This window comes from Mycobacterium colombiense (assembly GCF_001672755.1).
Taxonomy (GTDB): domain Bacteria; phylum Actinomycetota; class Actinomycetes; order Mycobacteriales; family Mycobacteriaceae; genus Mycobacterium; species Mycobacterium colombiense_C.
The window spans coordinates 1-18,769 of record NZ_LZKI01000152.1 but is presented as its reverse complement, the minus strand read 5'-3'; the positions used below and the strand labels follow the sequence as shown (position 1 = coordinate 18,769).

The following is an 18,769-nucleotide window of genomic DNA, read 5'->3' as shown; positions in this document are numbered from 1 at the left end:
ACGAATACATCAAGTTAGCCAACACCACATCGCTTTTCGCGGCAAACGCGAATTGTCTGCTGTGGTCGACCCGAAGCACTGTCAGCGCGTAACCGCGAGTACGGCTTCCGCCAGTTCGGGTCGGCAGACCACGAGATCGGGCAGCTTCGGGTCGGGTTGGTTGTACGCCAGCGCGGAGCCGTCGATGCGAGAGGTATGCAGCCCGGCCGCCCGTGCCACCGCCACCGGCGCGGCGGAGTCCCACTCGTATTGGCCGCCGGCGTGCACGTAAACATCGGACAACCCTTGAACAATCGAGGCGACCTTGGCTCCGGCCGAACCCATTTCCACCAGGACCCCGTCCAGCGCATCACGCACGTTCAACGCGACGGCCGGTGGACGGGTGCGCGACACCACGATGCGCGGCTTGCCGGGCGCGGCAGGAGGCGAATCCACGTCGGGAGTCGCCAGCGTGATGCCCTGGGCCGGTAGCGCCACGGCGCCGGCGACCAGCTCGCCGGACTGCCACAGTGCCACGTGCACCGCCCAGTCGTCGCGTCCCAGCTCGGAGAATTCCCGCGTGCCGTCCAGCGGATCGACAATCCAGACGCGATCCGAGCGCAACCGCACCGGGTCGTCCGCGCCCTCTTCGGACAGCACCGCATCAGCGGGCCGCTCGGCGGCGAGCGCCTCCATCAAAAAATCGTGGGATCGCTTGTCCCCCGCGGCTTTCCGATCGCTCGCCTCCGCATCGGCGAACTCTTCCCGCACCCCGAGCAATAGCCGACCGGCGTCGGTGGCCAGCCGCGCGGCCAGGTCATGGTCATTCATCGGCAGCTCCACGGAATCCTCAATATGTTGGTAGTGATGACCAACTTTACCCTGTCATCCCCGTCGGCGGGCACCACCCCGGCGGAAAAGTTTCACCCGTAATCTGGTGATCGTGAGCGGCAACGCCAACGTCCCATTATTGAGGCGGCTGCGGCACACCTCGCGGGGGCGATTGATCGGGGCCGGCATTGTCGTGGCGGTGGTGCTGGTCGGGGTCCTCACCGTGGTGGGCGTGCAGTTGACCCACAGCCAGCAGAGCGCGACGGCACCCAGCACCCAGCCGACGCCGTCAGCGCCGGAGAGCTTCGCCATCCCGGGCTGCTACAACCCGTCCGTTCCGCCGGTCGCGCGGCCGAAGCGGCTCAACGTGTTGGGCTGCGCCAGTGTGGCCGTTGCGCTGCAGGACATGTCGTGGAGTTCCTGGGGGTCGCAAGGCGCCGACGGGACCGGCACGGCGGTGTTCAAGCTCTGTGATCCGAATTGCGCGGCGGGATCTCAGCTGACCGAACCGGTGGTCGTGCACGCGTGGAATCCGCAGCAGCCGCGGCGCGAGGCCATCTGCCAGGTCGGCCTGGAGATTTTCGCCGACATGATTCTGGCCTTCCCCAAAGGCACTCCACCACCGAACGTGCAGAAGATGAACACGCAGTACAACGGTGCGCCGGCTGTGCACTTCGCCAATTACTCGAGCGGCGACACGCGCGGCACGCAATTCATCGGCTACACGTTCTGCAACTAGCCGGCGCGAACTACGTTGCGGCGGCTCACACCTCGATGGCGGCGACCCGCGTCGCCCGGCTTTGCGATCGCCGCTAGACCTCGATGACGACAGCGCCACCCTGGCCGCCGCCGGCACACATCGCGGCGACGCCGATGCCGCCGCCGCGGCGGGCGAGCTCGTAGACCAACGTGGTCACCATGCGCGCACCCGAGGCCGCGATCGGGTGACCGAGGCTGCAGCCGCTACCGGAGAAGTTCACCTTCTCCTCGTCGATGCCGTATTCGCGGCACGCCGCGATCGGGACGGACGCGAACGCCTCGTTGATCTCCCACAGCGCGACGTCGCTGGGCGACAGACCCGCCCGCTGCAGCACCTTCCCGATGACCTTGACGGCACCGAGCCCACAATCGCGGGCCGGTACACCCGCGGCGGCCCAGGCCTTGACGGTGCCCATGACGTTGAGCTTGTTGGCCGCGGCGTAATCGCGATCGACCAGGGCCACGCCGGCGGCGGCGTCGTTGGTGCCACTGCTGTTACCCGCCGTGATCGAGAAGCCCTCGATTTCAGGGTGCAGCACCTTGAGGCCGGCGAGCTTCTCGACGGTGGTGTCGCGACGCGGATGCTCGTCGACGGCGAACTCGGTGACCGAGCCGTCGAACTGGGTGATCTTCAGCGGCAGGATCTCGTCCACGAATTTGCCGGCGTCCTGGGCGGCAACGGCGCGCTGATGCGAGCGGGCCGCCCAGGCGTCCATCTCCTCGCGCGTGATGCCGACCGCCTGCGCGGTGTTCCAGCCCACCGTGATGGACATGTCCTTGGCGGGCGCGTCAGGCGTCTCCACGTGCGTCGGCGGCATCCAGCGCTCCTCGAACTTCAGTTCCGGGCCGGGGATCCGCCAGTTGGTCAATGGTGTCATTGACAGCGACTGCACACCACCGGCGATGAGCACCCGCTCCATGCCGGAGCCGATCTGCGCCGCGGCGTTGCCGATGGCCGTGAGGCTGCCCGCGCAGTGCCGGTTGACCGACTGTCCGGGAACGTGCTCCAGGCCTGTCGCGGTCGCCGCGTAACGCGCGAGATCTCCACCGCCGTAATGCGATTCGGCGAAGATGATGTCATCGATGTCGGCGGGGTCGACGCCCGACCTCCGGACCACCTCGGGCAGCACGGCGGTGATCAGGGTCTCGGGCGGCGTGTTGACCAGCGTGCCCTTGAACGAACGGCCGATCGCGGTCCGGGCGGCTCCGACGATGACGGGTGTTCCCATGTTCTCAACCTCGTTGTTGTGGGCGGTCAGACGCCGCGAATCGTATCAAATACTGTATAGGCAATAGTAATGGTCTAAATTCAGTATGCCGGGCTCCTGTGACGGCGCTAACAATTAAGCGGTTCGGGTAAATACGGAGGCCAAGCCGTTGAAGACCAAAGGTGCGCTGGTCTGGGAACTGAACGAGCCATGGTCGATCGACGAGATCGACATCGGTGACCCCCGTCGCGGCGAGGTGACCGTCCAGCTGGAAACGGCCGGGCTGTGCCACTCCGACCACCATCTGATGACGGGCGACTTCCCCATCCCGAGTTATCCGGTGCTGGGCGGTCACGAAGGCGCCGGCATCATCACCGAGGTCGGCGAGGGCGTCGAACACCTGGCCGTCGGCGATCACGTCGTCATGTCCTTCATCCCGTCCTGCGGGAAATGCACACCGTGCCAGACGGGACTGCGCAACCTGTGCGACCTCGGCATGGGCCTGCTGTCGGGTCAATCCGTCTCCGACGGATCGTTTCGCGTCACCGCACGCGGCCGCGACGTCATTCCGATGTCGCTGCTGGGCACCTTCGCGCCGTACGTAGTGGTGCACCACACCTCGGTGGTCAAGATCGACCCGTCGATCCCGTTCGACGTGGCCTGCCTGGTGGGCTGCGGGGTGACCACCGGCTACGGCTCGGCGGTGCGCAGCGCGGCGGTCTCACCGGGCGAGGACGTCGCGGTGATCGGCATCGGCGGCGTCGGCGTCGCCGCCCTGCAGGGTGCCCGCATCGCCGGGGCCCGGCGCATATTCGCCATCGATCCGTACGAATGGAAGCGCGAGCAGGCGCTCAAGTTCGGCGCCACAGCGGCCTTCGCGGACGTGGGCAGCGCCGCGGCCAGCATCGCCGAGGCGACGCGAGGGTTCATGTGCCACAAGGTGATCGTCACCGTCGGCCACGTGGAGGGCAAAGACGTCGAGTCGTGGATGGGGCTGACGGCAAAGGGTGGGGTCTGCTGCCTCGCCGGCATGGCCAGCGTGATGGCCAACGAGGTCACCCTCAACCTCGCGGGACTCTCGCTGTTACAGAAGAGCTTGCAGGGCAGCATCTTTGGGGGCGGCAACCCCCAGTACGACATCCCGGCGATCCTCGAGCTGTACAAGCTGGGGCAGCTCAACCTCGACGACATGGTCACGCGCGAATACACCCTCGAGCAGATCAACGACGGCTATCGCGACATGCTCGAGGGCCGCAACGTTCGCGGCATCATCCGCTATACCGATGCCGACCGCGCGTAAGCAGTCGCCGCAATGGGCACAATGACTTCATGACCATCAGACCCGCCCCTGTCCGTGACACCACCCAGCAACTCGCCTACCGTGTCGCGGCGATGCTGCTCGGCATCGGCACCCTGCACTTCGTTGCGCCCAAACCGTTCGACTCCATCATCCCGGTCGAGCTGCCCGGAAGCCCGCGGCTCTACACCTACGGGTCGGGCGTCGCCGAGCTGACGATCGGGGCACTGCTGATGCCGGAGCGCACCCGGCGGGCCGCCGCGCTGGCCGCCGTCGCGCTGTTCGTCGGCGTCTTCCCCGGCAACGTCAACATGGTCCGGTTGTGGTGGGACAAGCCGTGGCCGATGCGGATCGTAGCCCTGGCCCGGCTGCCGCTGCAGATTCCCATGATCACCACCGCACTCAAGATCCGGCGCAACAGCTGACGTCGGGCCGCGGCGGAGCCATACGGCGCGCAGGAACATAATGCAAACCGATTGCGCCACAAGCGAAATTCCCCACCACGCGCATAGGAGGTCTTCGTGAGCAGCACAGCCATCGCCGCAGTGCTCGCGCTGGCGGCCGCGCTGATGGTCGGTGCCGGCGACGTCGTCCAGCAGCGATCCGCTCAACAGGTCACGGACAAGCCCGTCGGCACCTTCGCCCTGTTCCGCCGGCTGCTGCGCGACCGGCAATGGTGGACCGGCAGCCTGGTGGCCGGCGCCGGGTTCGGGTTCCAGGCCGCGGCCCTGGGCCTGGGCTCGGTGGTGCTCGTCCAGGCGCTGCTGGTCACGTCGTTGCTATTCGCATTACTCATCAACGCGAGGGTGAACCACCGCAGAATCACACGCCGGCAAGGCATTTGGGCAGTCTTGCTTGCCGTCGCCGTCGCGGTGGTGGTGACGGTCGGCGATCCCCAGCAGGGGACCCCGCGCGGATCGGTGCAGACATGGACCATCGTGGCGTTGGTCATGGGGCCCGCGCTGATCCTGTGCGTGATCGGCGCGCGGATGTTCCCCGGTTCGGTCGGCGCGCTGCTGCTGGGCCTGATGTCCGGCTCGCTGTGGGGACTGTTTTCGGTGTTGACCAAGGGCGTGGTGGACCAACTCGACCGCGGCATCCCGGCCGTGTTGCGCGCACCCGAGTTGTACGTCTGGGTGGTGCTGGCGATCGCGGCCACCGCCTGGGAGCAGTCGGCGTTTCGCGCCGGCCCGCTCACCGCATCGCTGCCCGCGGTCACCGTCGCCGAGCCCATCGTCGGCTCGGTGCTCGGCGTCACCGTGCTGGGCGAGACGCTGCACACCAACGACGTCGGCTGGGTGGCCTTGGGCTTGTCGGTGGGCTTGATGGCGGCGGCGACGGTGGCGCTGGCCCACAGCCAGGCCAGCTATGCCCCAGCCTCTGACGAAAGCCCCTCTCCCGCAACGGAGAAGGCCTGAGTTCAACTCAGCCGCGAGCCGACACGGTGCGCGGTACCATCGGGATCGACATAGGCGAATTCGCGCAAGCCGTATGGTGTGTCCTGCGGGGCGACGAGGCGGCCATCGAGGTTTTCCAGCGCCGCCCACTCCGCGTAGAGTGCGTCGGCATCAGTGACGTAGAAGTACACGCTGGCGGCCGTGCGCAACGGGTCGTGCTCGGCCCATTCGGTGAGGTGGATCGACACGGGCCCGCGATCGGCGAATCCGTACCGGTCCGGGCCTTCGTATGCGCGGGCGTCGAAGCCGAGCCGGCGATAGCGGTTGAGCGCAACGTCCAAATCCCGAACCGGGACGATCGGAGAAACCGAGGTGAAGTCGACTGCGGACACACAGCGAACATAACCATTAATGCCGAGTTTGCCCGCAACAACCGATCCTGCCGTATGCTCCGCAAACAATCTCTGAATAGCTGATGCATACGAAAGCGCGGAACGCTTCAGGAGTCAACTCGAACAGGAAGGCCCCTCATTCATGCGTCAGCTAACCACCATGGCCGCCGTTGCGGCCGTCGCGATCTCGGTCGCCGCGTGCGGCAGTAGCAACGAGGGCGGCGGCGGCACGTCGTCCACCACGACCACGACCGCAAGCAAGCCTCCGCTGGCGCAGCCCGCGCTGGCCGGCCTCCTGCTTGCGCCGGCCGATATCGACAGCGCTCTGGGCGTTACGGGCTCGAAGACCTTGGAGCCGTTCACCACGCTGAAGAACGACAATCCCGCCGATGCTTTCCCCAAGTCGTACAAATTCCCCGACGAATGCCGCTACATCACGGGTCCGGCCGAAACCGCGGTATATGCCGGTAGCGGCAACACGGCGGTGCAGGGCGAACGCGATGGCGCCTCCCCCGAACCCGGCGCCCCCAACGTGACCCAGATGGTGGTGCTGTTCCCGTCCGCACAACAGGCCAGTGCCTTCTTCACCACCTCGTCCTCCCCCCAGGGCTGGCCAGCCTGTGCCAACCGTCAGGACACCGCCCAGGGCGACGCCGACGCCCCGACGATCACCTGGAAGGTCGGAGCGGTGTCCAACGCCAGTGGAGTGTTGAGCACGAGCGACTCGGTGACGGCAACCAAGGATGGCCAGAACATGTCCGAGAGCTGCCAGCGCGCGCTGACGGTGCGCAACATCGTGGTGATCGACGTCGAGGCGTGCCGCAACGACCCGGGCAACGCCGCTGTCGACGTCGCCAACAAGATCGCGGGCAAGGTCGACAAGCAATAGGCGTCCCCTACGAACGGTTTACACACTCGCACAAGCGATTTGGCTGCGAGTGACAGATGCTCTCGCCCGTTGGCGAGCCTCCCGGAGCCGCATATCTCGTGAATCCGCGTGCGGCGCGGTGCTGCTGTCGTATGCTCCATGCGCATGAGGAGCCGGCTGATCACTGCCGTTGTCTTTGCTGCCGCCGCAACACTGGTCGCCGGGTGCGGCGGTGCCAAAGGCGGCAGCGCTTCGTCGTCGGCCACCACCACAACGGCTTCGTCGAAGACTCCCCTGGCGCAGGGCGCGTTGCCCGACCTGATGCTCTCGCCGAACGACATCGACACCGTGCTGGGCGCTACGGGAACGTCGAGCGATCCACCGATCACCAAGCTGTTGGAAGACCCGTTCAAGCGCGAGGACTACACATTCCCCGCTGAATGCCGGTACACGGTGCACGCGGCGTTGGCCTCCGTGTACGCCGACAGCGGCAGCACCGCGGTTTACGGCTATCACGACGAGGCGCCGGCGCCCCCGGGAGCCGATCAACTGGAAAGCCCTGAGGTATACCAGGTTGTGGTGCTGTTCGGGTCCCCCGGACAGGCGAGCGCGTTCTTCACGACGTCGGCCCAGCGCTGGCCCGCCTGCGCCAACCGTCAGGACGCCGTGCCCGCCGCCGACGGCAAACCCGAACTTCAGTGGAAGGTGGGCCAGGTTTCCAACGCCAACGGAGTTTTGAGCGTTCCGGTGACCCTGACCATTGTCGGAAACGGCGCGAGCGTGACCGTGCCCTGTCAGCGGGCGCTCACCGTCCGCAACAACGTCGTCATCGACATCGACGCGTGCCGCAAGGACATCGGGGACCTCGGCGTCACGATCGCCAACCAGATCGCCGGAAAAGTCGACATGCAATAGGTCGCTACCGCGCCGCGAACCCGAATAGCCTTCTGTCGTTTACCTATTGGCTGTAGTAATCCGCGGCGGCAGCAGCGTATGCTCTGGCGGCCGAGACGGTCCAACGATCGATTTCATGCCGTACATGGCGCCGCGACGCTCAATTCGGGTACTTTGGCCGCGGGTTCGGTCGTACCGCCTTGAGGAGGGAAAATGGCCTTATCGGAGAAGGCGTCCAAGCCGCGCGCCGGGCAGCAGGTCATCCATCTCTCGCAGTTGTTGCGCGCCCCGGTGTTGGCGCGCGCCGGAGAGACCGTGGGGCGCGTCGAGGACGTGATCGTGCGGCTGCGCGGCGCCGAGGAGTATCCGCTGGTGGCCGGGATCGTGGCCGGGGTCGGCGGACGCCGGGTTTTCATCGGCGACAAATCCATCGACGAATACTCCGTGGACCGAGTTCTGTTGACCAAGAACAAGGTTGACCTTCGCGGCTTCGAACGCCGCGAAGGTGAGGTGTTGTTGCGCACCGATGTGCTGGGCCACCGATTGATTGACGTGGCCACCGTCGAGCTGGTGCGGGCCTACGACGTCGAGCTGGAACAGACCGGCGAGGGCTGGATGGTCACCCGCCTGGATACCCGCCGTCCCCCACGATTGTTCGGGCTGATCAAGCATTCGGGCGGGCACGCGTCCCGCGATTGGAAGGCGTTCGAGCCGCTGATCGGCCACGCGCGCTCCGATGCCGTCCGGCGTCTGTCGGATCGCTTCGGTGACCTCAAGGCCGCCGAGATCGCCGACCTTCTCGAGGAAGCGGACAAGGCCGAGGGCGGCGAGATCCTCGATCGGGTGCACAGCGACCCGGAGCTGGAAGCCGACGTCTTCGAAGAGCTGGATCCTGAAAAAGCCAGCCGGCTGCTCAACGACATGCCGGACAGCGAGGTCGCCGCACTGCTGGGCCGGATGCGCGCCGACGATGCCGCCGACGCGATCGTCGACCTGCGCCAGTCACGGCGCCGCCGTGTGCTCGAGCTGATGCCCGCCCCGCAGCGCACCAAGGTCATCACCTTGATGGGGTTCAACCCCGAAAGTGCCGGCGGGCTGATGAATGTCGACTCCGTGACGTGTTCGGCCACCGCCACCGCGGGCGAGGCGTTGGCGCTGATTGCCGCCTCGCGCAGCATCCAGCCCGAAGCGCTGATCAAGGTGCACGTGCTCGACGAGGACAAGCGTCTTGACGGCGTCGTTTCGGTGATCACCCTGTTGCAGGTCGATCCGGCTGAAAAGCTGGAAGCCCTAATGGATTCCGACCCGGTGCGGGTGCACCCCGTCGCGGACCTGACCGATATCGCGCTGCTGATGGCCGATTTCAATCTCTACTCCATCCCCGTCGTCGACGAGCAGGACCGCCTGCTCGGGGTGGTGACCGTCGACGACGTGCTGGAGGCGACCATTCCCGAAGACTGGCGACGCCGCGAGCCCGCGCCGCGCCCCATCCGTGAAATCGCCGCCGACGACCGTGACACACCGCCCACGGGAGGTTCCCCGCAGTGAGTTCCGGCGGCGAGAACACCACCCAGGCCGACGCGCAGGGCGTCGACGTGCAACGCTCCGAGCCGGCACCAACGCGGCGCACCGCGGTGCTGGACAGCGCCCATCTGGGCGACATCGAGGGAGCGTTCGGGCGCATCAGCGTCGGGGAAACCGAGCATGCCCGGACCTGGCGGACGCGGCTGCTGACCCTGCTCGCGATCGTGGGGCCCGGCATCATCGTGATGGTCGGCGACAACGACGCGGGCGGGGTGGCCACCTACGCCCAGGCCGGCCAAAACTACGGCTACTCGCTGCTGTGGGTGTTGCTGCTGCTGATCCCGGTGCTCATCGTCAACCAGGAAATGGTGGTGCGGCTCGGTGCGGTCACGGGGGTCGGGCACGCGCGGCTGATCAATGAACGCTTCGGCCGCGGCTGGGGCTGGTTTTCGGTCGGCGACCTGTTCCTGCTCAACTTCTTGACGATCGTCACCGAGTTCATCGGCATCAGCCTGGCCGCCGAATACATCGGCGTCTCCAAATACGTTGTGGTACCGATCTCGGCGGTGGCGTTGGTGGCGATCATGGCCAGCGGCAGCTTCCGTCGATGGGAGCGGGCGATGTTCATCTTCATCGCCGTCACGCTGCTGCAGATCCCGATGCTGCTGATGTCACATCCGCAGTGGGGTCCCGCAGCGAAGTCGTTTGTGGTGCCGAGCATTTCGGGCGGCATCAGCTCGGACGCGGTGCTGCTGATCATCGCCATCGTCGGCACCACCGTGGCACCGTGGCAGCTGTTTTTCCAGCAGTCCAACGTCGTCGACAAGCGCATCACCCCCCGATTCATGGGCTATGAACGCGCGGACACCGTGCTGGGAGCCTTCGTGGTGGTGGTCGGTGCCGCCGCGCTGATGATGACCGGCGAGTGGGCGGCACGCTCCACCAACACCATCGGCGGCTTCACCGACGCCGGCGCCACGGCGCACCTGCTGGGCGCACACCGCCCGTTACTCGGTTCGATCTTTGCCATCGTGCTGATGGACGCCTCGATCATCGGGGCGGCCGCGGTGACCCTGGCCACCAGTTACGCCTTCGGAGACGTATTCGGCCTCAAGCATTCGCTGCATCGTGGCTTCTCCGACGCCAAGCAGTTCTACCTGTCCTACACCGCGATGGTGGCGCTGGCCGCGGTCATCGTGCTGATTCCGGGCGCCCCGCTGGGGTTGATCACCACCGCGGTGCAGGCCCTCGCCGGCCTCTTGCTGCCCAGCGCCAGCGTGTTTCTGCTGCTGCTGTGCAACGACCGAGAAGTGTTGGGGCCGTGGGTGAATCGGTCCTGGCTGAACTGGGTCGCCGGGCTGATCGTGGGCACGCTGTTGCTGCTCTCGGGGATCTTGATGGCCACTACGTTGTTCCCCAAGATCGATGTCGTGGCCGTCGCCGGCTACCTGACCCTGGCGATGGTCGTACTCGTCATCGCGGCCGCACCTGCGCTGCGCTGGATGGGCCGCCGTCAACCCCCGCGACCGGCCCCAGCACTTCCGGCCCGCGGCGTCGACCGCAGCACCTGGCGCATGCCCCCGCTGACGTTGCTCGAGCCCGTGGTGTGGTCGCCTGGCACCCGCCTGGGCATGATCGCACTGCGCACCTATTTGGTGGCCGGGGCGTTGTTGTTGGTGGTCAAGGCCATTCAGCTCAGCCGCTGACCGCTTGTATCCGGCGTGCCACCTCGCCGTACCGTTCGAAGCGGTCCTGATCGGCGACGGAGTTGTACATCACCAACCGCGTTGCCGTTCCGGCGTATTTCGCGGTAAGCGCGTCGGCCAGCCCGTCCCAGGTCGACTCGGTGGCGAAGACCGCGATGTGGTCGTCGCTGACCTGTGCCGCCATCCCGGCGTAGTCTCCGGCCTTCTGCTTCTCCCGGATCCGGGCGGTGGTGCCCTCGAAACCCGCCTCGTCCCAGATGAATGCGTAGTTGGGTGTGCTGCCGTAGAAGGCCATGCTGGCGCGCACGATCTCGCGCTGCTGGGCGCGCTCTTCGTCGGTGTCGCCGACGATCGTCATGACCGGCACGATGATCGCGATGTCCGACGGGGAACGGCCCGCTTTGGCCGCGCCTTCGGCGACCGTCGGCAGCACGTGCCGGGCCAGGTAGCCCGGTTCGCCGATCGGGTGGACGTGAACACCGTCGGCCACCTCACCCGCCATCCGCAGCATCCACGGATTGACCGCTGCGATATCGACTTCCGGGTCCGGAGCGTCGATGGGTCCCGGGCTCCACTGCGGGGTGATGAAGTCAAGATCGTAGAAGTCGCCGTGGTGGTCGAGCGTCCCGGAGCGAAACGCCGCGAAGCACGCTTTCACAGCGAGCAAGTAGTCGCGCAGCCGGGGCCCGGGCCGCTCGAAGGCCGTGCCGTAGCGCCGCACCACATGGGTGCGTACCTGGGTGCCCAGGCCCAGCCGGAACTTCCCCTTGGTGGCCTCCTGCAGTTCCCATGCCGCGGCGGCAGTCACGAACGGGCTGCGCGGAAATGCGACCGCGACGCCCGTCGACAATTCGAGATCCGGCGCCGCCTGCGACGCCACGGCGGCATTCAAATATGCGGTGCGGCCCGTCTCGGTGAACAACAGACCGGAGAACCCGGCGGATTGGGTCCGCCGGGCAAGATCACCGATTTGGCCGAGCGGCTGGGGAATCGTCATCGCGTCGACATGCATGGTGGGAGCGTACGTCGAGCCTCAGCGCCCATCCGGCTGAGACCCGGCGGATCAGCGCCGTTTTGGCCGACGGCTCACCGGCGCGGTGAAGCCTTCGGTGTCATCGAAGAATGCCCATTGCCCGTCGTCGTTGACCTCCATGCGCCAGCCCAGCTCGGTATTGCCGCCAACGGAGTCGACGAACCAGGCGTACGCGGCCTCTGCGATGGCAAAATTTTTCGTCGCGACGACCCGGCCACGTGGGTCGATAACGCGAAACTCAGGCATGGGATCTAAGTATCCCTGCCAGCGAGTTTTCAATCCCGAAAATCGCCCATTTGCCGGCAATCGCCGACTACACCGTGCGAGCCAACCGGCCGGCGAGTATCTCGGCAAACCTGGCCGGGTCGTCGAGCGCGCCGCCTTCGGCAAGAAGTGCTGTGCCGTAGAGCAATTCCGCGGTCTCCGCGACCGAGGGATCGTCGCTGCGGTCCTGGTGAGCTTGGCGCAGGCCGGTGACGAGCGGGTGAGTGGGATTGAGTTCGAGGATCCGCTTGCCCACCGGAATATCCTGGCCCGAAGCGCGGTACATGCGCGCGAGCGCCGGTGTGATCCCGAAGGCGTCGGTGATCAGGCAGGCCGGCGAATCCGTCAAGCGGGTGGAAAGCCGGACCTCCTTGACGTGGTCGGTCAGGGTCTCCTTCAGCCAGGTGAGCAGGTCGGCGAATTCCTTCTGCTGCTCCTCGCGCTCGGCCTCGCTCTCGTCGCCGTCGGCGCTGAGGTCCACTTCGCCCTTGGCGATGGACTGCAGCGGCTTGCCGTCGAACTCCGTCACGGTCCCCACCCAGACCTCGTCGACCGGGTCGGTGAGCAGCAGCACCTCGTAGCCCTTGGCCTTGAACGCCTCGAGGTGCGGCGACTTCAGGATCTGCTGACGCGACTCCCCCGTGGCGTAGAAGATCTGCGTCTGGCCCTCCTTCATGCGCTCGACGTATTGGGCGAGGGTGGTGGCTTCCTCCTCGCTGTGCGTCGAGGCAAACGAGGAGATCTGCAGCAGCGTCTCCTGGTTGTCGAAGTCCGACAGCAGGCCTTCCTTGACGACCCGGCCGAATTGGGTCCAGAAGGTGCGGTAGTCCTCCGGGCGCTCGGACTGCAGATCCTTGATCGTGGAGAGCACCTTCTTGGTCAACCGCCGCCGGATGGCCTTGATCTGCCGATCCTGTTGCAGGATCTCCCGCGACACGTTGAGCGACATGTCCTGCGCGTCAACGACACCCTTGATGAAGCGCAGGTATTCCGGCATGAGCTCGTCGCAATCGCCCATGATGAACACGCGCTTGACGTATAGCTGAATCCCGGTTTGGCCGTCCCGGTTGAACAGGTCGAACGGGGCGTGCGACGGAATGAACAGCAGCGCCTGGTATTCGAAGGTCCCCTCGGCCCGCATCGCGATGACCTCGAGCGGGTCGTCCCAGGCGTGCCCGATGTGCTTGTAGAACTCCTTGTACTCCTCCTCGGAGACCTCTTCTTTGGGCCTGGCCCACAGGGCCTGCATCGAGTTCAGCGTCTCGGTCTCGATGGTGACGGTCTCCTCGCCGCTTTCCTCGGTGGCGGGGGTGCGACGCTCAACCTCCATCCGGATGGGCCAGGCGATGAAGTCGGAGTACTTCTTGACCAGGCTCCTGATCTTGAACTCCGCGGTGTAGTCGTGCAGCTCGTCCTCGGCGTCCTCGGGCTTGAGGTGCAGGATGACCGACGTTCCCTGCGGGGCGTCGTCGACCGATTCGATGGTGTAAGTGCCCTCGCCGCTCGATTCCCATTTGGTGGCGTCGCTCTCGCCCGCCTTGCGGGTGAGCAGTTCGACCTTGTCGGCGACCATGAAGCTGGAATAGAAACCGATACCGAACTGACCGATGAGTTCCTCGGAGGCCGCGGCGTTCTTGGCCTCGCGCAGTTGCTTGCGCAGCTCGGCGGTGCCGGACTTGGCCAGCGTGCCGATCAGATCCACCACTTCGGCCCGGGTCATCCCGATGCCGTTGTCCCGGATGGTCAGGATGCGCGCATCCTTATCCACGTCGATCTCGATGTGCAGGTCGGAGGTGTCGACGTCGAGGTCCTTGTTCCGGAACGCCTCCAGCCGCAGCTTGTCCAAGGCGTCGGAGGCATTGGAGATCAGCTCCCGCAGAAACGAGTCCTTATTGGAGTAGACGGAGTGGACCATCAGATCCAGCAGTTGCCGAGCCTCTGCCTGAAACTCCAACTGCTCGACGTTCGCGCTCATGAGATTCCCTTCGACAACATGACGTTTCAAATTTACCGAGCCGCCGACCGCGGTGTCCGGTGGACCCGCCCTCTTCGGGGGCGACCGGCTCTAGGCTGAACGCATGTCTGTTGCTCAACGCGAACGTGCCGCCCTTGTGGAAACCATGCGCGGCGTCGGGCCGGACGCGCCCACGCTGTGCGAAGGATGGAAGACGCGGGACCTGGCCGCCCACCTGGTGATCCGCGAGTACCGCCCTGACGCGGCGCCCGGCATCCTGATCCCCTTCCTCGCGTCCCACACGGAGAAGGTGCAGAACCAGGTGGCCGAACAGAATGACTGGGACGAGCTGGTCGGCAAGCTCGCCGCCGGCCCGCCGGTCTACTCGCCGCTCAAACTGCTCGACCCGGTGGCCAATGTTGCCGAGATGTTCATCCACCACGAGGACGTGCGCCGCGCGCAGCCGGGCTGGCAGCCGCGCTCCCTGGAGCCCGCCCTGGGTAACATGCTGCGGCGCACCCTGCCGTTGATGGCCCGGTTCACCCTCGCGAAGGTGCCCGGCCGGGTGGCGTTGCGTACCTCGGAGGGCAAGACGGTGCTCACCGCCGGTCGAGGGCCGGCGGTGACGGTGACCGGCGCGCCCGAGGAGCTACTGCTGTTCGCCGTGGGGCGAAAGGCGCAGGTCGAATTCGACGGCGATGCCGCGGCGGTGCAGGCCGTCCGCGATGCGCCCAAGGGGCTGTAGGCGTCCCGGCCCGCTTCACCCGAACGCCTGGCGCAGGTCCTTTTTAATCACCTTGCCGAATTGATTGCGCGGCAGGGTATCGACGACCACCAGGTGCTCGGGGTGCTTGTATCGGCTGAGACCCCGTGATCGGCAATGTCGCACAAGGGATTCCAGTGACACACCGTCGGCCGTCCCGGGTACCACGACGGCACAGACGCGTTCCCCGGTGCGCGGGTCGGGAATCCCGATGACGGCGACATCGGCCACCGCGGGATGGGTGGCGAGCGCGTTCTCGATTTCGAGGGCCGAGATGTTCTCGGCGTTACGGATGATCGCGTCCTTGGCGCGGCCGGTGACGCGGACATTGCCGTCGGCATCGATCAGGCCGAGATCGCCTGTGCGCAACCAGCCGTCGCTGTCGAACGTGTCGGCGTCAAGTGTCGGGTCGGCGTAGCCGAGGAAGCACTGCGGACCCTTGAGCCGCAGCTCGCCTTCCTGTCCGGCGCCCAGCTCGACGCCGTGGCTGTCGACCGCGCGGACCTGAACCCCGGGTACCGGCGGCCCGACGGTATGGTCGAGCACCTCGGGCGCGGCGGTCAGCGGGGGCGAAGTCGCGCAGGGAAATTCGGTCATCCCCCAGGCATTGGCGATTCCGGCCAGCCCGAAGGTTTCGCGGACCTGCCGCCCCAATTCGGCGGTGACGGGTGCGCCTCCGGCCAGGCAGCCTCGCACCGACGGGAATAGTGGCCGATCGCCTTGGGCGCGTTGAGCTTCGAGGAAGGCGACGAAGAATGGCGTCGCGGTGCCCAGGAACGTCGGGTTGTGCGCGGCGATGGCCCATGGTGTGGTGGCTGGATCGAACACCTCGAACAGGGCCAACCGCATGCCGGTCAGCAACGCGGTGGCCAGCATCGCGGACCCGCCGATATGCGCGATCGGGAAGGCGATCGGATCCACGTCACTGCTGTTGGCCCCGACCATGCCCACCACTCCCGCCGAGCCGGCGATGACCGACGTATCGGTGTGACGGATCCCCTTGGGGGCCGCGGTGGTTCCCGAGGAGTAGTAGATCCAGCGAGCCTCGTCGGCGGATGCCGGTGGCGCCGGGAGGGTCTCGGCACCGGCGCCCGGCAGCCGCAGCTCGCCGGTTGCCGGGGGCGTTGCCAGGTCGAGGGTGATGACCTCGAAGCCCCTGTCCGCCGAGAATCCCCGGGCCAGCCCACCGTAATCGAACCCGCGCCAAAACTCGGGCGTCACAAAGAATTCCGTGGCCAGCTGGCCGGTGATGAAGCCGACCTCGCTTTCCCGCAGTATCGGGATGATCGGGTTCTGCACCGCACCGAGTCGCGCGAGTGCGGCCATCACCACCATGGTTTCCAGCGTGGTGGGCAGCTGCCAGGACACGACGGTGCCCGGGCGAACGCCACGTTCGGCCAGGGCGGCGGCGGTCACGCACGCGGCATCGCGCAGCTGACGTGCGGTCAGGCTGCGTCCGTACTCATCGGCGAGAAGTGGCCGGCTCGATCCCCGCTGCGCCGCAGCGGCAATCAACGCCCAGAACGTCACCGTCTCTACCCTTCCGATCTCACCCTGCTGACGGATCAGTGGAGGGCGGGCGAAATCCCGAGTGCGCGATCGCGACGGACACGCCGGTACCGATCGGCCCCTTCGCGTCCACCAGGACCGCCGAGCCGCTGGCCACCCCGTCGTGGCTGTGATGCGTCAGCGAGGCGAGCCCGATGTGGTCACCCTCGGGCAGGCGGCTGAGCGTCAGCGTGTAGTCGACATTGATGAACTGCAGGGAGTTGGTGCCCCAGTTGGCAATCGAGGCCGTGATGTCACCGGCCATCGCCACGCGGGTGAAGGCGCTGAGCGGTTCGTCGTCGATCAACGGGCGCGTCTCGTGTATCCACGTGTACTTCGGGCCGTCGGTCTGGGGCCAGTCGGGATCGGGGTTCTGCACATCGGAGCCCCAGCCGTAGGTTCGCATGAACAGGTTCGAATAGGCCTCGTCCAGCGGGATCGGCGGCATCTGCACCGCTGGTGACCAGACGTGCCCCTCGGGCTGTGCGCCGCGCCGCAGAAACAGTGCGCTCGCCTGTGCCACCGGGGCGTCGTTCTGGATGATCACGGTCTCGACCAGCCGCAGCCGACGTCGGTCCTGTCGCACCCGGGTGTGCACCTCGAGCGGCGCCAACGCTGTCGGCCGGGGCAGATCGACGGTCAACCGCGCCGGTTGCAGTTGCGGGTCCTGGGCCGCACCCTCGACCGCCCACGCCAAGAGTCCGCCGACAACATGGCCGCTGAGCGACGGACCCCATCCGCCGCGCGCGATTTTGGTTGGCACGAGGTATTTTTCGTCGCGCTCAAAGTACGGCACCGGTTCTGCCCATTGGGCTTCATCCGGCACGATATTGGGCTCGGCCACTGCATGACCCTCCGCGTGATGGGATTCGCGGGCTCTGCTGAGGACCGCAACTGTCGATGTTACAGTTGCGCTTCCAGTCGCTTGACCGGGCACCGCACCGTGATGCCCGAAGGCCCGGGTGGTCAGCCGAGTGCGGCGCCCACCAGATGACCGATCACGTACGTGATCGCCAAGGCAAGACTGCCGCCGATGGCGTTGCGCAGCATCGCGCGGCCCTTCGGCGCTCCGCCCAGACCGGCCGAGACGGCACCGGTGATCACCAGCGCCACCAGGACCGCGGCGACGGTAACCGGGACCCGCCACGTCGTGGGTGGAACCAGAATCGCGACCAACGGCAACAGGGCACCAACCCCGAACGAGAGCGCCGACGAGGACGCCGCCTGCCAAGGGTTCGTCAGTTCCTCGGGGTTGATGCCGAGTTCGACTTCGGCGTGGGCGAGCAACGGATTGTGGTCGGTGAGTTCCTCGGCCACAGTGCGCGCGGTCGCCGGCGTCAGACCTTTCGCCTCGTACAGCGAGGCGAGCTCATCCAATTCGGCGACGGGATCATCGCGCAGTTCGCGACGCTCCTGGCTCAAGAGGGCCTTCTCGGTGTCGCGCTGGGTGCTTACCGAGACGTATTCGCCCAGCGCCATCGACACCGCACCCGCGACAAGTCCGGCGCTGCCGGCGGTCAATATGGGGGCGCGTTCGGCGGTCGCCGCCGCTACCCCGACGACGATGCCCGCGGTGGAGACGATTCCGTCATTGGCGCCCAGGACGCCCGCGCGCAGCCAATTCAGCTTCGACGACACCGAACCGACGTGGGGTTCGTGCGGATGTGGCGCACTCGACACGGGCGCAACCATATAAAGGAAAACCCTGGCCGACTAGCCAACCTAGCCTTCCCAAACCAGCCTGCGCGACGGCAGAAAAACGCCTCGATCCGCGGTCAAATGCCAGGTGCCGCGGGGCACGGCAGCCGCTGCACCCTTGCGGAGATGTGTGGCAGACCACGTCGGGCGGGGTCCCGGCCAGAGGTTCTGCAGGGGCGAGTCACAGCTAGTCCATAGGGAAGCTATCTAGCGTCAGGGGTGTAACGGGGGGTATTCCAAGGAACTTCCTTGCAAAAATCCCTAGTGGATAGGTGAAGCATCATGAAGTTGAAGCAACTTGTCGGAGGGGTGACCGTCGCCGGAGCGCTCAGCGCTGCGGCCCTCGGAATGGGCGCCGGGTTTGCCAATGCTGCTCCCGGAGCGCCACAACCTCCGGGTAATCATGGCGGGCCGGCGGCGCCTGGCGGTGGCCACGCGCCCACCGGACCCAACGATCCAGGCGGCCCCGGCGGCCCCGGTGGCCCCGGTGGCCCCGGTGGTCACCCCGGCGGTCCCGGCGGTCCTGGTGGCCCCGCTGATCACCCCGGCGGTCCTGGCGGACCCGGCGGTCCGGCCGGCCCCGCTGATCACCCCGGCGGTCCCGGCGGCCCCGGCGACCACCCCGGCGGGCCCGGTGGCCCCGGCGGTCCCGGC

The 18,769-nt window shown here is 66.7% G+C and carries 18 protein-coding genes and 1 pseudogene; 10 read left to right on the top strand and 9 right to left on the bottom strand.

The window, feature by feature from the left end:
• Window positions 1–81: 81 nt before the first annotated feature.
• Window positions 82–810, bottom strand: a complete 729-nt coding sequence (locus A5708_RS20825; protein ID WP_065030441.1) for a 3'(2'),5'-bisphosphate nucleotidase CysQ — start codon at window positions 808–810, stop codon at window positions 82–84.
• 172 nt (window positions 811–982) lie between these two features.
• Between A5708_RS20825 and A5708_RS20820 the strand changes: the two genes are divergently transcribed.
• Window positions 983–1,549 (top strand): hypothetical protein, encoded by a 567-nt coding sequence (locus A5708_RS20820; protein ID WP_065030438.1) that lies wholly within the window; start codon window positions 983–985, stop codon window positions 1,547–1,549.
• A gap of 73 nt (window positions 1,550–1,622) precedes the next feature.
• Here A5708_RS20820 and A5708_RS20815 read toward each other — a convergent pair whose 3' ends face one another.
• Window positions 1,623–2,798, bottom strand: a complete 1,176-nt coding sequence (locus tag A5708_RS20815; RefSeq protein ID WP_064886141.1) for a thiolase family protein — start codon at window positions 2,796–2,798, stop codon at window positions 1,623–1,625.
• Between the two features lie 148 nt (window positions 2,799–2,946).
• On the opposite strand from A5708_RS20815, the gene A5708_RS20810 reads away from it, so the two are divergent.
• The 3 genes from A5708_RS20810 (at window position 2,947) to A5708_RS20800 (ending at window position 5,492) form a co-directional block, all read left to right on the top strand.
• Window positions 2,947–4,077: an NDMA-dependent alcohol dehydrogenase gene (locus A5708_RS20810; RefSeq protein WP_065030437.1), complete on the top strand. Its 1,131-nt coding sequence runs from the start codon at window positions 2,947–2,949 to the stop codon at window positions 4,075–4,077.
• Window positions 4,078–4,106: 29 nt separating this feature from the next.
• Entirely contained in the window at window positions 4,107–4,499 is a 393-nt protein-coding gene (locus A5708_RS20805) for a hypothetical protein (protein ID WP_065030436.1), read from the top strand.
• Window positions 4,500–4,595: 96 nt separating this feature from the next.
• Window positions 4,596–5,492 (top strand): DMT family transporter, encoded by an 897-nt coding sequence (locus tag A5708_RS20800; protein WP_155766106.1) that lies wholly within the window; start codon window positions 4,596–4,598, stop codon window positions 5,490–5,492.
• Between the two features lie 2 nt (window positions 5,493–5,494).
• Here A5708_RS20800 and A5708_RS20795 read toward each other — a convergent pair whose 3' ends face one another.
• The gene (locus A5708_RS20795; RefSeq protein WP_065030435.1) at window positions 5,495–5,863 is read right to left on the bottom strand and encodes a bleomycin resistance protein; all 369 of its coding nucleotides are present in this window, start codon (window positions 5,861–5,863) and stop codon (window positions 5,495–5,497) included.
• Between the two features lie 142 nt (window positions 5,864–6,005).
• On the opposite strand from A5708_RS20795, the gene A5708_RS20790 reads away from it, so the two are divergent.
• The 4 genes from A5708_RS20790 to A5708_RS20775 all read left to right on the top strand — a co-directional run bounded on the left by A5708_RS20790 (window position 6,006) and on the right by A5708_RS20775 (window position 10,855).
• Window positions 6,006–6,752, top strand: coding sequence for a sensor domain-containing protein (locus A5708_RS20790; protein WP_065030434.1), 747 nt, complete (start codon window positions 6,006–6,008; stop codon window positions 6,750–6,752).
• 144 nt (window positions 6,753–6,896) lie between these two features.
• Complete coding sequence (locus tag A5708_RS20785; RefSeq protein WP_065030433.1) at window positions 6,897–7,646, top strand: sensor domain-containing protein; 750 nt, start codon at window positions 6,897–6,899, stop codon at window positions 7,644–7,646.
• A 192-nt stretch (window positions 7,647–7,838) separates the two neighbouring features.
• Window positions 7,839–9,173: a magnesium transporter MgtE N-terminal domain-containing protein gene (locus A5708_RS20780; protein ID WP_065030432.1), complete on the top strand. Its 1,335-nt coding sequence runs from the start codon at window positions 7,839–7,841 to the stop codon at window positions 9,171–9,173.
• Window positions 9,170–10,855 (top strand): NRAMP family divalent metal transporter, encoded by a 1,686-nt coding sequence (locus tag A5708_RS20775; protein ID WP_065030431.1) that lies wholly within the window; start codon window positions 9,170–9,172, stop codon window positions 10,853–10,855. The genes A5708_RS20780 and A5708_RS20775 overlap by 4 nt, the downstream gene beginning before the upstream one ends.
• Here A5708_RS20775 and A5708_RS20770 read toward each other — a convergent pair.
• The 3 genes from A5708_RS20770 to htpG all read right to left on the bottom strand — a co-directional run bounded on the left by A5708_RS20770 (window position 10,845) and on the right by htpG (window position 14,127).
• Entirely contained in the window at window positions 10,845–11,867 is a 1,023-nt protein-coding gene (locus tag A5708_RS20770) for a TIGR03617 family F420-dependent LLM class oxidoreductase (protein WP_065030430.1), read from the bottom strand. The two genes, A5708_RS20775 and A5708_RS20770, sit on opposite strands and share 11 nt — an antisense overlap.
• A gap of 51 nt (window positions 11,868–11,918) precedes the next feature.
• Window positions 11,919–12,134 carry a hypothetical protein gene (locus tag A5708_RS20765; protein WP_065030429.1) on the bottom strand — a complete coding sequence of 72 codons (216 nt, stop codon included), beginning with the start codon at window positions 12,132–12,134 and terminating at the stop codon, window positions 11,919–11,921.
• 67 nt (window positions 12,135–12,201) lie between these two features.
• The gene (gene htpG / locus A5708_RS20760) at window positions 12,202–14,127 is read right to left on the bottom strand and encodes a molecular chaperone HtpG (protein WP_065030428.1); all 1,926 of its coding nucleotides are present in this window, start codon (window positions 14,125–14,127) and stop codon (window positions 12,202–12,204) included.
• 103 nt (window positions 14,128–14,230) lie between these two features.
• Between htpG and A5708_RS20755 the strand changes: the two genes are divergently transcribed.
• Window positions 14,231–14,851: a TIGR03085 family metal-binding protein gene (locus A5708_RS20755; protein WP_065030427.1), complete on the top strand. Its 621-nt coding sequence runs from the start codon at window positions 14,231–14,233 to the stop codon at window positions 14,849–14,851.
• 15 nt (window positions 14,852–14,866) lie between these two features.
• On the opposite strand, the gene A5708_RS20750 is transcribed toward A5708_RS20755, so the two are convergent.
• The 3 genes from A5708_RS20750 to A5708_RS20740 form a co-directional block, all read right to left on the bottom strand.
• The gene (locus tag A5708_RS20750; RefSeq protein WP_065030426.1) at window positions 14,867–16,399 is read right to left on the bottom strand and encodes a class I adenylate-forming enzyme family protein; all 1,533 of its coding nucleotides are present in this window, start codon (window positions 16,397–16,399) and stop codon (window positions 14,867–14,869) included.
• Between the two features lie 19 nt (window positions 16,400–16,418).
• Window positions 16,419–17,261: an acyl-CoA thioesterase domain-containing protein gene (locus A5708_RS20745; protein WP_065030425.1), complete on the bottom strand. Its 843-nt coding sequence runs from the start codon at window positions 17,259–17,261 to the stop codon at window positions 16,419–16,421.
• Window positions 17,262–17,383: 122 nt separating this feature from the next.
• A complete protein-coding gene (locus tag A5708_RS20740; protein ID WP_065030439.1) occupies window positions 17,384–18,097 on the bottom strand; it encodes a VIT1/CCC1 transporter family protein in 714 nt (237 codons plus the stop codon).
• A 385-nt stretch (window positions 18,098–18,482) separates the two neighbouring features.
• Between A5708_RS20740 and A5708_RS27285 the strand changes: the two are divergent.
• Window positions 18,483–18,769, top strand: a pseudogene (locus A5708_RS27285) (hypothetical protein); the annotation flags it as partial.